The organism is Pseudomonas sp. SWRI77 (genome assembly GCF_014269105.1).
Classification (GTDB): Bacteria; Pseudomonadota; Gammaproteobacteria; order Pseudomonadales; family Pseudomonadaceae; genus Aquipseudomonas; species Aquipseudomonas capeferrum.
In genome coordinates this window covers 40,345-56,038 of sequence record NZ_JABWRV010000022.1, presented here as the reverse complement: position 1 = coordinate 56,038, position 15,694 = coordinate 40,345, and the positions used below count along the sequence as shown (strand labels likewise).

General features: G+C 64.0%; 10 protein-coding genes and 1 pseudogene. 3 read left to right on the top strand and 8 right to left on the bottom strand.

Features of this window, described 5'->3' with window-relative positions; all coding sequences use genetic code 11:
- Window positions 1-10 precede the first annotated feature (10 nt).
- From HU766_RS19860 to mdlC, 7 genes are all read right to left on the bottom strand, one after another.
- Window positions 11-2,488 (bottom strand): TonB-dependent siderophore receptor, encoded by a 2,478-nt coding sequence (locus tag HU766_RS19860; protein ID WP_186659972.1) that lies wholly within the window; start codon window positions 2,486-2,488, stop codon window positions 11-13.
- Between the two features lie 566 nt (window positions 2,489-3,054).
- A complete protein-coding gene (locus HU766_RS19855; protein ID WP_186659970.1) occupies window positions 3,055-4,002 on the bottom strand; it encodes a FecR domain-containing protein in 948 nt (315 codons plus the stop codon).
- A 3-nt stretch (window positions 4,003-4,005) separates the two neighbouring features.
- On the bottom strand, window positions 4,006-4,515 hold the full coding sequence (locus tag HU766_RS19850; RefSeq protein ID WP_033697249.1) for a sigma-70 family RNA polymerase sigma factor: 510 nt from the start codon (window positions 4,513-4,515) through the stop codon (window positions 4,006-4,008).
- A gap of 175 nt (window positions 4,516-4,690) precedes the next feature.
- Window positions 4,691-5,944 (bottom strand): OprD family porin, encoded by a 1,254-nt coding sequence (locus tag HU766_RS19845; protein WP_186659968.1) that lies wholly within the window; start codon window positions 5,942-5,944, stop codon window positions 4,691-4,693.
- A 118-nt stretch (window positions 5,945-6,062) separates the two neighbouring features.
- Entirely contained in the window at window positions 6,063-7,538 is a 1,476-nt protein-coding gene (locus tag HU766_RS19840) for an aldehyde dehydrogenase family protein (RefSeq protein ID WP_186659965.1), read from the bottom strand.
- 14 nt (window positions 7,539-7,552) lie between these two features.
- Window positions 7,553-8,893: an aromatic acid/H+ symport family MFS transporter gene (locus tag HU766_RS19835; RefSeq protein ID WP_186659963.1), complete on the bottom strand. Its 1,341-nt coding sequence runs from the start codon at window positions 8,891-8,893 to the stop codon at window positions 7,553-7,555.
- 61 nt (window positions 8,894-8,954) lie between these two features.
- Entirely contained in the window at window positions 8,955-10,541 is a 1,587-nt protein-coding gene (mdlC, locus tag HU766_RS19830; RefSeq protein ID WP_186659961.1) for a benzoylformate decarboxylase, read from the bottom strand.
- 126 nt (window positions 10,542-10,667) lie between these two features.
- Between mdlC and HU766_RS19825 the strand changes: the two genes are divergently transcribed.
- Window positions 10,668-11,564, top strand: a complete 897-nt coding sequence (locus HU766_RS19825) for a LysR family transcriptional regulator (protein ID WP_186659959.1) — start codon at window positions 10,668-10,670, stop codon at window positions 11,562-11,564.
- Here the strand turns inward: HU766_RS19825 and HU766_RS19820 are convergent.
- Entirely contained in the window at window positions 11,561-12,892 is a 1,332-nt protein-coding gene (locus HU766_RS19820; RefSeq protein ID WP_186659956.1) for an MFS transporter, read from the bottom strand. The two genes, HU766_RS19825 and HU766_RS19820, sit on opposite strands and share 4 nt — an antisense overlap.
- A gap of 564 nt (window positions 12,893-13,456) precedes the next feature.
- Between HU766_RS19820 and mrdA the strand changes: the two genes are divergently transcribed.
- Entirely contained in the window at window positions 13,457-15,349 is a 1,893-nt protein-coding gene (mrdA, locus tag HU766_RS19815; protein WP_186659954.1) for a penicillin-binding protein 2, read from the top strand.
- Window positions 15,350-15,355: 6 nt separating this feature from the next.
- A pseudogene (locus HU766_RS26255) lies at window positions 15,356-15,472 on the top strand (sigma-54-dependent Fis family transcriptional regulator); the annotation flags it as partial.
- Window positions 15,473-15,694 lie beyond the last annotated feature (222 nt).

The window sequence follows — 15,694 nt, the reverse complement described above, 5'->3', positions numbered from 1 at the left end:
ATCGCGCCGGTCACCAATCGTAGGTCATCTCCACCGAGGCCACGCGCTCCTGGCCGTAGTAGCAACCGAACGCATAGTTGCAGTCCGACACGTATTCGCGGTCGAAGATGTTCTGCACGTTCACGCTGGCCTGCAGACCGCGAAGGCTTGGGTCGAGTTTGCCCATGTCGTAGCTGACGGTGGCGTCGTATACCGCATACGCCGGTACGTCGAACGAGTTGGACGAGTCACCCGGTTTGCGGCCGGTATAGCGTGCGCCTGCGCCGAATGTCAGGCCATTGAGCATGGCCTGGGTGAAGTGGTAATCCACCCACAGCGAGGCCGAAACCGGCGCTTGCGATTCGCTGCGGTTACCTTGGTCGCCATAGTTGCTCTTGGTATAGAACGAGTCGATGTAGGTTGCAGCGGCCAGCACATCGATATTGTCGAGGGTGGACTTGAGCTCCAGTTCAACGCCGCGCGAACGTACCTCGCCATCCTGCGCCTGGTACTGGGGGTTGTCGTCGTCCTGGGTCAGCACGTTCTTCTGCGTGACCTGAAACACCGAGGCGGTCAGCAATGTGCCCTCGGCCGGCTGGTACTTCACCCCCACTTCGTACTGTTCACCCTCGGTCGGTTCAAACGACTTGCCAGCGGAGTCCGTGCCCAGCGTCGGCAAGAACGACTGCGAATAGCTGACGTAAGGCGCCAGACCGAATTCGGTGACGTAGGTCAGGCCGATACGGCCGGTGAACTTGTTGTCACGCTGCGAGGCGATGCTCTTGGCCAGCAGGTCCTTGTTGTCGATTTCGGCCCAGTCCTGGCGGCCGCCCACGGTCAGGATCCACTGGTCCAGCTTGATCTGATCCTGCACGTACACACCGGTCTGGCGAACCGTGTTGTCCCATTGGGTGTCCAGCACCGGGGTCACGCTGCTGGTGTCGTAGTTGTTCTTGCCATACAGGTCGACCGGCAACACGTTGTAGGCGTTGTAGCCATCGTATTTGCGCGAGAAGTGGCGGTAGTCCACACCTGCGAGCGTGGTGTGCTGCAGCGCGCCGGTGTTGAACCTGTATTCCAGGTTGTTATCGAGGGTGTAGGCGATATTGTGCTGGCGCCAGTCGAGCTTGACCCGGTTGGCCCGGGTGTAATCGACGCTGTCGCCGTCCGAGACGAAGCTACGCAGGTAGAACCCTTTGTAGCGATCCCGCACATCGGTGTAACGCGCCGTCGAACGCACGGCCAGGTCATCGCTGAAGCGGTGAGTGAAGTCATAGCCGAAGATGTACTGGTTGCGCTTGTAATCGTTGTAGTGCGAGTCGCCCGAGAAGAAGTCGCGGTCGATGTGCTGGCCCGTCGGGCCACGCTTGAGCGAGCCGATCATCGGCAGCGACTGGTAATCGGCAGCGCCATCGTCACGCTGCACCTGCGCCAGCACGGTGAAGGAGGTGTCCTCGTTCGGCGACCAGGTCAGGCTGGGTGCCAGCAGCAGGCGTTCGCTATGGGCGTGGGCCACCTGTTCGTTGCCCTTGTTGGCAACACCGACCAGGCGATAGGTAAACTCGCCCTGCTCATCCAAGGGGCCGCTGGTGTCGAAGGCACCGTTGGCGCGGTTGTAGCTGCCGGCGCCCAGCTTGACCTGGCTACGCTGCTCGCGGGTCGGGCGCTTGGAAACCATGTTGATCAGCCCGCCCGGCTGGTTTTGCCCATAGAGCACCGACGAGGGGCCTTTGAGCACCTCGATGCGCTCCAGGGTGTAGGGGTCGATCTGCGGTGCACCGCCCAGGCTGCCGGCATACGGCACGTATGCGCCGTCCAGGTACAGCGGGGTCGGGGCAAAGCCACGGCTGGTGATTTCGTCGGCAATGGTGTTGCGGTCGGTGAAGCCGCCCGTGGCCAACCCCGGCGTGTAGCGCAGTGCCTGGGTCAGGTTGCGCGCGCCCTGGGCCTGCACCTGGTCGGCGGTGATCACGTTGATGGCCTGGGGTATTTCCAGGATCGGTGTATCGGTCTTGGTGCCTGTCGCACTGCGGGTGGCGACATAGCCGTTTACCGGGCCATGGGCCGATTCCACGGCGGTGCCGGTAATGCTGGTGCTGTCCAGTTGCAGCGTCGCGGCATCGCCGACCATGGGCAGCAGCGAGTAGCTGCCATTGGCCTGGCGCAGCACCTGCAATTTGCTGCCCACGAGCAGTTGGCGCAGGCCGGCCTCGGCACTGTAGCGGCCATGCAAGCCGGGTGAGCTCAGCGATTGGACGTAGGACGGCTCGAAGGAGACCGTCACCCCTGCCGCTGCCGCGAACTGGGTAAGCGCCGAGCCCAGCGGGCCGGCCGGGATGTCGAACGCGGCATCGGCGCGGGCCTGGGCGACGGCGGGCTGGGCAATCATCACCGCAGCCAGCGGGGTCGCCAGGGTGATGCTGAACAGTGCGCGATGGACTGAGCGGGCCAGTGCGGTTTTGGCGGAGTTGATGAGGATGACGGGGGTGCGAGTGTCTGTGGGGAGCATGGTATTCCTTTCGCCCTGCGGCAGTTTTTATGGCGTCTGAGGCGCCTCTACTTACAAGTCGAATGAGAATCGGAATCGGTAACCCCCCTGATGTAAAAAAGGGCGCGTTTATGGAATGGGGCTTGGCTGCGATTTTCGGGTTGGGAGATGGGTAAAGGCGACCCTGTGTTTGCCACGGCATTTTCAGCGCCTGTGAGATCGAGCGCCGCAGGTGCCAGGCTCGGCATTTTCGGCGCCTATGAGATCGAGCGCCGCGCGGGCGGCGCATCGCGACGCAAGGCCGCTCCTACATTTATTTCGGGCCAATTATTCCTGGGGGATTGGCGCGCGGCCCCTTGGTGCCCCCTCAATATCGCGTCGTACAAACAAGGCGGTCGCGCGCAAATGCCACTGGCCTCACTGGCCCGAAACAAATGTAGGAGCGGCCTTGCGTCGCGATGCGCCGCGCGGGCGGCGCTCGATCTCATAGGCGCCGAAAATGCCGAGCCTGGCACCTGCGGCGCTCGATCTCATAGGCGCTGAAAATGCCGTGGCAAACACATGGCACCCCCTCAATACCCTCACCCTCAAACCGACTCAACACGCGCCCAATACCGGCTGAACCGACGAACACGCACCGGCAAGGTAGTCGTGAGGTTATCCAGCACAGTGTCGATATTGCCCAAATGAAAAGCCCCAGACAGCCGCAGCTCACTGACCGCCTCATCACACCCCAGGTGCCCAGGCCGATAGCGTTGCAATTCGCTGACAACATCGCCAAGGCGCCAGTCATCCACCAGCAGCATGTCGCGGGTCCAGGCGTCAGGCAGCGCGGTGGCGGGCTGCACCAGCCCTACGCCATCGGCGCGAAAACTCAGTTGCTGGCCGGCCTCGACGCGCGTTGCGGCCAACGCATGCGCGCTGCGCACCTCCACGGCATGCTCCAGCACACAGACCCGAGTGCTGTCGGCATCGCTGCGCACGGTGAACCGTGTGCCCAGGGCACGGATGCTGCCTTGATCGGTATGCACGATGAACGCTCGGGCCTGCTCGTCGCGGGCAGTTTCCACCGCTATCTCACCGCCCAACAGGTGCAATGCTCGCCATTGGGCGCTGTAGCGGATATCCACCGCCGTGGCCGTGTTCAACTGCAAGCGGCTGCCATCCTGCAAGCGCAGCGAACGGCGCTCGCCAACCCCTGTGCGCTGGTCGGCCATCAACCGCGCAACGCCCCCCTCATTCCAGGCTAGCCCCCCTGCCCCGCCCGCCGCCAGCACGATCGACATCACCTTGAGCACCTCGCGGCGCTTGGCCCTGGCAGTGCTCAGGGTCGGGCGGGCGATGCCAGGTGCCACCTGTTCGAACGTGCCCTGCAAGCGCGCCAGGCGTTCCCAGGCCTGCAGGTGCAATGGATGGCTGTGCAACCAGCGCTGGTGCGCCGCGCGCGTGCTGTCATCCGCATCGCAACGCAACTCGACATACCAGCGCGCAGCGGCTTCGAGCACACGCCGGTCCAGGGGCTGAGCCTCTGCCACGGTTCAGTCCTCGGCCAGCATCAGGCAATGGGTCAGCGCACGCACGGCGTGCTTCTTGACGGTGGTGACCGAAACGTCCAGCCGCCGCCCGATCTCGACATAACTCAGGCCATCGAGTTGCGCCATCAGGAAGATTTCACGGGTGCGGGCGCCCAGGCCGTCGAGCAGGCGATCGATCTCCAGCAACGCCTCGATGATCAACGTGCGCGCTTCGGGCGAAACCTCGAACTGCTCGGGGCGGGCGGCCAGCGTTTCCAGGTAGGCCTGTTCAACGGCGCGACGCCGGAACATGTCGATCATCAGGCTGCGCGCGATACTGCTCAGGTAGGCCCGCGGCTCACGCAGCTCGGCCGCCTTGCGCAGGGTCAGCACGCGGATGAAGGTGTCCTGGGCCAGGTCTGCGGCATGCTCGACACAACCGAGCTTGTTGCGCAGCCACCCACACAACCAGGGATGGTGCTCGGCGTAGAGCGTGTGCACGGTTTTTTGCAGGGAGGGGTCAGCGCAGGACATGGAGTGAACCGGCAAGGGCGTCTTTAATAATGACTCTCATTTAACCTGAGTCATCAGGGGTTTCGCAACTCTCATTGAGCCTAAACCTGCGGCCCGGAACACTGTCTCCTCGACGTGCTCGTGCAGGTTCGGCACACCGGCAAGGCCGGAAAGGGGCGCACAGCGCCCCCAGCGGTCACAACGAAAACGGATAACTCACGATCAACCGCGTCTGGTCGAAGTCACCACTGAAGCTGCGCCGGTTGCTGGCGTTGTTCAACCGAATGTTGAGGTTCTTCAAGGTGCCACTCTGGAAGGTGTAGTTCACCTCGGTGTCACGCTCCCACTCCTTGCCATTGCTGCCCGCACCCGTGGTGGCATTCTCGCCGTGCCCATAGCGCACCATCGCCAACAACCCTGGCACGCCCATCGCGGCAAAGTTGTAGTCATAACGCACCTGCCAGGAACGCTCGTCGGCGTTGCTGAAGTTGCCATTGAACATATCGTTGCCCAAGGTCCGGCCACTGCTGCCATATACCGACATCCACTGGCTGTCGCCGCTGACCTTCTGCAACCCCAGGTACACCGTGTGCCCGCTGTGCGAAGCCGACACCAAGCCATACGCCGTGCGGCTCTGGATATCGCCAATGCGCGCCTGGCCGTCTTCCTTGTCGATGAAATAACCCAGGTTGGCCGCCAGCGTCCAGTTACCCAGCGGCTGCGTGTGCAGCAGGTTGAAGTAGCTTTGCTGGTAGATGTCTTCGAGCTGCGAATGCCAGGCACCGACCAGCGTGCGCTGCTGGTTGAAACGGTACTCGGCACCGGCGTAATTGAACCCGTCAGCCATCACCCCCGGCGCCGCCCAGGCCGACAAGTCCTGCATGTTGGACGAGTTGCGCAGGCTCACCTCACGGTACTGGCCAGCCTGCAGGCTCAGGCCTTCTATCTCGCGCGAGTCGAGCATCGCCCCGCGAAAGGTCTGCGGCAGCAAGCGGCCATCGTCGTAGCGCAACAGCGGGATGTCGGGCATCAGCTCGCCCACCTTCAGCTCAGTTGCCGAAATGCGCAGCTTGGCCGCCAGCCCGGCCCGCCCATAGTTGTCTGCCGCACGCCCGTCATCGTGCACCGGCAGCAACTCGGAGCCACTGGCATCGCGGCTGCTGTCCAGCTTCATGCCGAACAGGGCAATGCCATCCAGGCCGACGCCGACCAGGCCAGGGGTATAGCCGGAGGTGAACTTCAGAATGAAGCCCTGGGCCCACTCGTCGACCTTGCTCTTGGCCGCACCCGAATCGCGAAAATCCCGGTTGAAGTAGTAGTTGCGCAGCGTCAGCCCAGCCTTGGTATCTTCCAAGAAGCCGCCCTCCTCGGCCCAGGCAGGCAGGCTCAGGCCTGACACCAGCGAAACAGCAACGGCCGTACGGGCCAGGGTGCAAGACGTGTCGATCATTATTATTGTTCTCCGCTTTTCATGGACGCAGCCGGCCCCAGCGGGCGGCTCGGCGCCCGTCATCGGGTGGCTGCTGGGGTGCCCGGCCGGGCCGGGCAGCACTCAGGGGTTCAGTGCATCAGAAGGGGTACGCGCGCGGCGTGTGCTGCACGCTGACCCAGTGATCGCGGGTGAACTCATCGATCGCCCAGTCACCGTTGAAGCGCCCGAGCCCCGAGTTTTTCTCGCCCCCGAACGGCGCATTGGCCTCATCGTTCACCGGGATATCGTTGATGTGCGTCATGCCCGCACGCACCTGGCGGGCAAAGCGCACGGCACGCTCCAGGTTGCGGCTGAACACCGCGCTGGAAAGCCCGAACTCGCTGGCGTTGGCCAGCGCCAAGGCATGGGCTTCATCGCGCGCACGCAACAGGCCGACCAGGGGGCCGAAGATTTCATTGCGGGCCAGGTCCATGTCGACCGTGACTTCGCCATACACATGCGGCGCCAGCAGGTTGCCGGTCACCCCACCCTCGTACAACGGCTCGGCGCCCTCAGCCCGGGCCAGGCTGATTTTCTCTTGCAGGCCCTGCAGTTGCCGGGCGTTGATCACCGGGCCGATCACCGTTGCCGGCAAATTCGGGTCCCCCACCACCAGCGCTTTGACGCGTGCGACGAAACGCTCGGCAAACGCGTCGTAAAGGCTGTCATCGATAATGATCCGGTTCACCGCCATGCAGATCTGCCCCTGATGCAGGAACTTGCCGAACACGGCAGCGTTCACCGCCTGGTCGAGATCGGCATCGTCCAGCACCACGAACGGGCTATTGCCGCCCAGTTCCAGCGCAACATGCTTGAGGTGCTGGCCACCGCTGGCGATACGGCCGATGCCGCGCCCCACTGGGGTGGAACCGGTAAAGGTGATCAACGAGGGCAGCTCATGCTCGACAAACGCATCGCCGATTTCACTGCCTGCACCGACCACCACGCTGAGTACGCCCGACGGCAGCCCGGCTTCTTCGAAGATGCGCGCCAGCAGCAAACCGCCGCACACCGGCGTATCGCTGGCGGGCTTGACCACCACGGCATTGCCCAGCGCCAGGGCGGGGGCAATCGAGCGTTGGCTCAGGTGCAAAGGGAAGTTCCACGGGCTGATGACCCCGACCACGCCCAAGGCGCTGCGGTACACGCGGCTTTCCTTGCCCGGCACGTTGGAGTCGACGATACGCCCGTGTACCCGCGACGGAAACGACGCAGCCTCCAGCGCAATCGCCCGCGCCGCGCCCCATTCCAGTTGCGCCTTGAGCCGGGTGCTGCCGGACTCGCGAATGATCCACTCGACGATCTCTTCGCGGCGACGGTCAAACACCGCCACCACCTCATGCAGCACGGCCGCCCGCGCCCCAGGCCCCAGGCCCGCCCATTGCGGCTGGGCCTGGGCGGCAGCGCGGTAGGCCGCATCCAGGTCATCACGGTTGGCCTGTGGAATCTGCAGCAACAAGGCGTCGTCGAACGGGTTGTGCACGTTCAGGGTCTTGCCGGCAGCGCCGGCGCGCCATTGGCCGGCAATCGGCTGCAGGTGAAGGTCACGGTAACGCGGGCAGGTATCAGACATGAAAGGCTCCTTGGTCAAAACGTAGGTTTGTTGGCCGCAACCGGCGCGTCGGCCGGTTGCGGTGCACGCACGTGGATGCAGACGATGGCCAGCGCACCGATCACCCCCGGCAAGGCGAAAGCCAGGAAGTTCTGCTGCAACGGCAACTGCATGGACAACAGGCTGCCACCGAGCATCGGCCCTGCAATCGCACCCAGGCGGCCGATGCCGGCGGCCCAGCCGACACCGGTGGAGCGGATGTGCGCGGGGTAGGCAATCGAGGCATAGGCGTGGATGACTGCCAGGGTGCCGATGGTGGTGGCCCCGGCAACCAGCAACAGCAGGTTCAGCAGCACAGGGCCAGGCTGCAGGCCCAATGCCGCCAGCGACAGGGCGGCCAGCACGAAGAACAGCGCCAGGGTGCGCTGCACCCCAAGCCGGTCGGCCAGCCAGCCGCCGAACAGCGCACCCAGCGTGGCGCCGATGTTCAGCGTCACCAGAAACGCAAGGCTCGAGCCCAGCGGATAGCCACCCTGCGCCATCAACTTGGGCAACCAGGTGTTGAGGCCGTAGCTCATCAGCATGCACATGGCGAAGGCCACCCACAGCAGCAAGGTTGCCAATGCCTGGCCCTTGCCGAACAACTGCGCCACGCGCGCCGTGCGCACCGGCTGGCCGGCGCCCTGCAGGCGCAGCTCGGTACCTGGGCGAAACGCCGGGTCGACCTTGACCAGCAGCCGATCAAGCTCGTCACGGCGGCCCTTGAGCTCAAGAAACGCCGCCGACTCAGGCAAGTACCGCAGCATGAACGGCACCGCCAGCACCGGCAGCACGGCCACGTAGAACACCGCCTGCCAGCCCCATTGCGGGATCACCACGATCGCCAGCAAGGCCGACAGCACCGCACCCACCGAGTAGAAGCTGGACATTACGGTGATCATGGTGCTGCGCCGTCCTTGGGGGGCGAATTCGCTGATCAGGTTCACTGCGCTCGGCACCAGTGCCCCCAGTGCCAACCCCGTCACCAGGCGGCATGCACCAAGCTGCAGCGGGGTGCTCGCATGCCCGGTCATGAAGGCGGCGCAACTGGCCAGCAAGGTGGTCACGATAATCAGCTTGCGCCGCCCATAACGGTCAGCCAGCGGCGCCAGCAAGGTGCCGCCGAACAACATGCCGAACAGTGCACAACTGCCCAGTGTGCCGGCTTCGATTGCACTGAGTTGCCACTCTTGCATCAGGCGCGGCACCACCGAGCCGTAGATCACCATGTCATAGCCGTCGAACAGCATGATGAAACAGCCCCACAGCAGTATCAGCAGGTGGGTGCGATTAAAGGGTGCAGCATCGATCACTTCACTGACGGAAGTCGTCTTCATAGCCACCTCGGTTTTTTATTGTTGTTGTGTTTCGCGCCAGGCGCGGCGGTTGCCCGATGCTTCAGGGAGCAATGGTCTGGGTCGGTACCTCGATCAGCACGGGGCGGTTACCCGCCAGGGCCGCGCTGAACGCACGGGCGAACTCGGCGCCGGTTTGCGCCTGCACAGCCTGCACGCCGTACCCCTGGGCGATGGCGCAAAAGTCCAGGCCTGGCACGTCCAGCCCTGGCGCATCGCTCACGTTCAGCACATCGGCAAACCAGCGCAGCGCCCCATAGGTGCCGTTCTTCAGAATGATGAACACTACCGGGATGTTGTACTGCGCAGCCGTCCACAGCGCGGTGATGCCGTAGTTCGCCGAGCCGTCGCCGATGATGCCGATGACGCGCCGCTCGGGGGATGCCAGCTGCACGCCGACCGCCGCTGGCAGGCCGAAACCCAACCCCCCTGCGGCCGGGAAGAAGTAGCTGCCCGGCTCACGCATTGCAACACGCCGCCAGAAGGCACCGACCGTGGAGGTGGACTCCTTGACGTAGATCGCGTTGGCGGGGGCCAGGCGGTCGATCAGCTCGAAGACCGTTTCCGGGTGCAGCAGCCCGCCGTCGTCGGCCACCGGCTCCGGCTGCGGCAAGGCCACCGGCATGGGCCGCTCGCTCGGCGTCACGCCCGCCACCAGGGCTTCAAGTGTCAGCGCGATATCCGCGACCAGGGCATCACCCATCGGAGCGCGCGCGGCCTCGCCAGGGTCGCAGGTCAGGTGCAGCAGCTGGCAGTCGGCAGGCAGGTAGTCGCCCGGTGCATATTGGTGATAGCGAAACACCGGTGCCCCCACCACCAGGATGAGGTCGTGCTCCGCCAGGCAGCGGCTGATGCCCGCGATCGAAGCCGGCAGTACCCCACGGAAACACGCATGCCGCGTCGGGAACGGGCAACGTGAGGCCGACGGCGCCACCCAGGCGGTCATGCGCAGCTTTTCCGCCAGTTGCACCGCCAGGCCGTTGGCCCCGCAGCCATCGACATCCGGCCCCAGTACCAGCACGGGGTTGCGCGCCGCCGACAAGCGCTCGCACAGCCCCTGCACCTGTGCCGGCGAAGCCAGCCCGGCACTGGCTACCTGCCGACGGGCCAGATGCTCGACGCCCTTCGGTGCTTCGCAGGCCCAGTCGTCATAAGGGATCGATACATACACAGGGCCGCGTGGCGGCAGGCTGGCAGCATGGATCGCCTGGCTGAGGGCACGCGGCACATCCTGCGCCGAGGCCGGTTCGTGGCTCCACTTGACCAGCGGCTTGGGCAACTGCGCCGCGTCCACATTGGCCAGCATGGCCTCCACGCCGATCATGCTGCGTACCTGCTGGCCGGCGGTGATCACCAGCGGGCTGTGGGAGTACCAGGCGTTGGTCAGTGCGCCCATGCCATTGCCGGTGCCGGCGGCGGCATGCAGGTTGACGAACGTCGGCTGGCCGCTGGCAAGCGCATAGCCGTCGGCCATGCCCACTACCGCCCCTTCATGCAGGCCCAGGACATAGCGAAAATCTTCTGGGAAGCCCTTGAGAAACGGCAGCTCGTTGGAGCCAGGGTTACCAAACATCGTGGTCAGGCCATGCTGGCGGAGGATGTCGTAGGCGGCGCTGTGAACAGTTTTCATAAAGACCCTTGCAGCTCGTTTTTAGAATTTGGGTTACTTTTGCAGCCGCTACCAAATTGATCAAATCGATACTATCTTTGACAAAAATAAAACTGATCTATATGACCACGCACGACGCGAGTGCCCATGAGCCACATTGACCTGAACCTGATCCGCACCTTCGTCACCCTTTACGAAGCCCGCAGCGTCACCCTCGCCGCCGAGCGTTTGTTCGTCACCCAACCTTCGGTGAGCTATGGCCTGGCGCGCCTGCGCGAGCTGTTCGACGACGCCCTGTTCAGCCGCACCCGTGACGGCATCCAGCCGACGTTCGTTGCCGACCAGCTGTACGCGACGCTGCGCGATGCACTGACGCGCATCGAAAGCGCCGTGCAGAGCACCCGCCAGTTCGACCCTGCCAGCACCGAGCGCAGGTTTCGTATCGCCCTCTCCGACCTTGGCGAAATGGGCTTTTTACCGCTGATTCTGGCGCGCCTGAACCGCGAGGCACCGCAGGCCGAGGTCGAAGTGCTGCCCTTGCAGGTCGACCAGGTGGGCGAGTGGCTGGCCAGTGGCAAGATCGACGCTGCGATTTGCCGCCCACCCGTGCCCGGCACCCGCAGCCAGGTGCTGATGCACGAGCGCTACGTCTGCCTGCTGAGCAGCGCCCACCCGCGCATCGGCGACAGCCTCAGCCTTGAGCAGTTCGTTGCCGAGCGCCACATCACCGTCACCCGCACCACCGGCCACGGGAGCGTCGAGGATGTGCTGAACAGCATGCAGGTGCAGCGCCGCATCAGCCTGCACGTGCCGCACTTCTCGGTGCTGCCCAAGATCATTCCCGGCACCGACCTGCTGGCGGTATTGCCGGCCCAGATCGCCAGGCTGTTCATGCAGGACGGCGGCTTGAAGATGCTCGAATTGCCCTTCCAGGTGGCCGCGTTCGATGTCTCCCTGAACTGGCACCCCAACAGCGACAACTCTGCCGCCCTGCAATGGTTTTGCGCGACGGTCGCCGAGGCGATCATCGATGGCCAGGCCTAGGCGTCGACCAGGGCGGGCTGCGCCGGCCTTGCCGCTGGCCGGAGCAACAGCAGGCAACCTGCGGCCAGTACGAAGACAATGGCGAACACCCCGTACAGGTGCAGCGGTTGCCAGCCCCCATCGAGCAACACGCCGGCCACGGTCGGCGACAGGATGGCGCCGATCCGGCCGATGCCGATGCCCCAGCCCACCCCGGTGGCGCGCACTGAAGCGTCATAAACCACCGGCGACAGGGCATACAGCCCCGCCACGCAGCCGTTGGAGAACAGCCCGATCAGCAGCCCCAGCGCCAGCGCTGCGCTGACCGATGAACCGCTCGCCACGAACAGCACCAGCAGCCCGGCGGTGATCAGCATGAACATCGACAACACGCGGCTCAGTGGCCAGCGCGACGACAAGCCACCAATCAGCGCCGCCCCGAGGATGCCGCCAACGCTCAGCAGCACCCCGCCGGTGATGCCCTGCTGCGCCGACAGGCCTGCGGCAACCAGCAGTTTTGGTGTCCAGCTCATGACGAAATAGAACCCGAACATCACCAGGAAGAACAGCAACCAGATCACCAGGGTGGTGCGGCGCATGTCGGGTGTCAGCAACTGCCTGAACCCGGTGGCAGCGCCTGGCACCTTGAGCTGTGGCGCCGGCAATGCTGACAGTGCCGGCTGCCCCAGTTTGGCCGCCAGGCGGTTGACCCGCGCCAGGGTATTACGCGGGCGACGCGCCAACAAGAAGTCCAGCGATTCCGGCAGCCACAACAGCACCAGGGGGATCACCAGCACGGTGACGATGCCACCGAACAGAAACACCGAGCGCCAGCCCCAATGGCCCAGCAACCATACCGCCAGCAAGCCGCCAAGCGTGGCGCCCAAGGCATAACCGGTGGACTGCAGGCTCACCGCCAGGCCGCGCCAGCGTTTGCTGGCATATTCGCTGGCAATCACATTGCTGCTCGCCAGAATGCCGCCGATGCCAAGCCCGGTCAGGCCGCGCAGCAGCGCCAGTTGCAACGGGCTCTGGCTCAAGGCCGAGAGCAGCATGCCAATACCGGAGAGCGCAAGGCAGAACAGAATCAGCGGGCGGCGGCCGAAACGGTCGGCCCACGGCGCGATGAACAGCGACCCGGCCGCCATGCCGAACAGGCCGGCGCTGAGCAACAGCCCCACCTGCGCCCCGCTCAGGCCCCACTCTGCAGAAACCGAAGCCGCCGTGAAGGCCATCACCAGCACATCGAAGCCATCGATCATGTTCAGCACGATGCAGATACCAATGGCCACGCACTGGAATCGGCCCATCGGGTCATTGTCCAGACGCTGCTTGAGGTCGGTGTTCATGGGGTCACCTGCCGGCCGATGCTGACCACAGACGAGAGAGAAGACGTGCACACGCAAGGCGAGCAGCAGAAACCGTGACGGTTCCACGCCCGTGATAAGCCATTCATGACTGGACCCTTCTTGTAATTGTTGTCGCGCACGGCCGGAGGGCTCTGGCCGTCGTCAGGCGCTAATCAACCAGATAATGGATCCATAGACAATATGGTGAATTTTGGCTAAACCACCACATGGCACAGAAATTGGCATTCACCAAATAATATTTACTATTTTTATCAGCATTTTCAATTAATTATGAATTTAGCAATTTTTAGTTTTTCCGTTCGTTTACCGCACACCTGTTTTTATGGATCCACAAAGTACCTTTCTGCGAGCCATTCATCACGCCAACGAGCGCAGCCATGAACAAATCTTCATGTTGCCCGTAAGCACCCTGATCACGGGGGCCAACGGCCGATCGCCAGCCCCCGCCAACGCCTGCCTGCCTTGAGGGAAAAGGACGCGTTGCGTAGCATCGCCGGCCCTGGGGCCGCTGCCCGGCCACACCGCTACCCCTCAGAGTTCCCCATGCCCCAACCCATCCCCCTCAAGGACCACGAAAAGGAAAAGCACCTGGTCAATCGCCGGCTACTGGCCTGCGCTGCCCTGGTCTTCAGCCTGGTCGCGGTCCTGGTGGGCCGCCTCTATGTGCTTCAGGTCGTGCAGCATGACCAGCAAAGCGCCGTGTCGGAAAACAACCGCGTGCACGTGCTGCCCATCGCCCCCGAGCGCGGGCTGATCTACGATCGCAACGGCGTGGTGCTGGCAGACAACAAACCCAGTTTCGACCTGACCATGACCCGTGAACGGGCAGGCGATTCGGCCAAGGTGCTCGATACCCTGGCGCAGGTCCTGAGCCTGACCGAGGATGACCGTAAACAGTTCGACAAGGACCTGCGCCGCGGCCGCAAACCGTTTGAACCGGTCACCCTGCTGGTCGGCCTGAACGAAGAACAGATCGCCCTGATTGCGGTCAACCAGTTCCGCCTGCCAGGCCTTGATGTAGAGCCGCAGTTCATTCGCGAATACCCCCTGGCCGAGCATTTCGCCCATTCGGTGGGGTATGTCGGGCGCATCAACGAAAGAGAAGCCAAGACCCTCGACAGCACCGAGTACCGGGGCACCCAGTCGATCGGCAAGACCGGCATCGAGCACTTCTACGAAGGCCAGTTGCACGGCCAGGTGGGCTACGAAGAAGTCGAGACCAACGCCCAGGGCCGGGTCATGCGTGTGCTCAACCACAAGGCACCGACCCCCGGCAAGGACATCATCCTGAGCCTGGATGCCCACCTGCAACTGGCCGCCGAAAAGGCCCTGGGCGATCGACGCGGCTCGGTGGTGGTACTGGACCCGGCCAACGGCGACGTGCTGGCGATGGTCAGCAACCCAAGCTTCGACCCCAACCTGTTCGTCAAGGGCATCAGCTTCAAGCAGTACGCCGCCCTGCGCGACTCGATCGACCGCCCGCTGTTCAACCGCGTATTGCGCGGCCTGTATGCGCCGGGTTCGACGGTAAAACCGGAAGTGGCCATCGCCGGCCTCGACAGCGGCGTGATCACACCTGGCAGCCGGGTGTTCGACCCGGGCTACTACGAACTGCCCAACTACGCGCACAAGTACCGCAACTGGAACCGCAGCGGCGACGGCTGGGTGGACATGTACACCGCAATCATGCGGTCCAACGACACCTACTTCTATGACCTGGCGCACAAGCTGGGGATCGAGCGCCTGCACGATTACATGGCCGAGTTCGGCCTGGGGCAGAAGGTGTCGCTGGACATGTTCGAAGAAGCGTCCGGGCTGATGCCGTCCGCCGAGTGGAAGCGTGCCACGCGGCGCCAGGCCTGGTTCCCCGGCGAGACGTTGATTTTGGGTATCGGCCAGGGTTACATGCAGGTCACCCCGCTGCAGTTGGCCCAGGCCACCAGCCTGCTGGCGAGCAAGGGCGTGTGGCACCGCCCGCACCTGGCCATGACCGTGGGCGGCGAGACGCCGGTCGACCCCAACCCCATGCCCGACATCGTGCTGCACGACAAGCACGCCTGGGACCAGGTCAGCCAGGGCATGCAGATGGTCATGCACGACCCACGCGGCATCGCCCGCGCTTCGGCGGCCGGCGCTCAGTACCGCATCGCCGGCAAGAGCGGCACGGCGCAGGTGGTGGCGATCAAGCAGGGCGAGCGCTACAACCGCAACAAGACCCTGGAGCGGCACCGCGACAACGCCCTGTTCGTCGGCTTTGCCCCGGCTGATCACCCGAGTGTGGTGGTGGCAGTGATGATCGAGAATGGTGAAGCGGGCGGGCGCGTGGCGGGGCCCGTGGTGCGTGAGGTGATGGATGCCTACCTGCTGGATGAGCAGGGGCATCTGAAACCGGAGTATGCGGGGAATGTGGCGAGCAAGGCGGTGCCGCATAGCTAGAGGTGGTTGTCGCGCAACATCACACGAACCCGGCTGATTGCGATTGGGGAATTGATGGTGAACAAGCGGCGTGACCAGGTGCAGCAGGCGCTGGATAACCGGGTGGTGCGACTGTCGATCTGAGAGGTGCGTTGAGGGGATTGTTATTGGGGATGGGCTTGGGCGCTGAATTGTGGTTGTTTTGGTGGGGGTTCGCCATGACGGTTTCAGCGCCTATCAGATCGAGCGCCGCCCGCGCGGCGCTTCGCGGGGCAAGTCGGATCGCCGCACCGCCGCTCCCACATTTGTTTCAGGCCAGTGAGGCCTGTGGCATTTGCGCGCCACCGCCGTGTACCCACAAAAAAG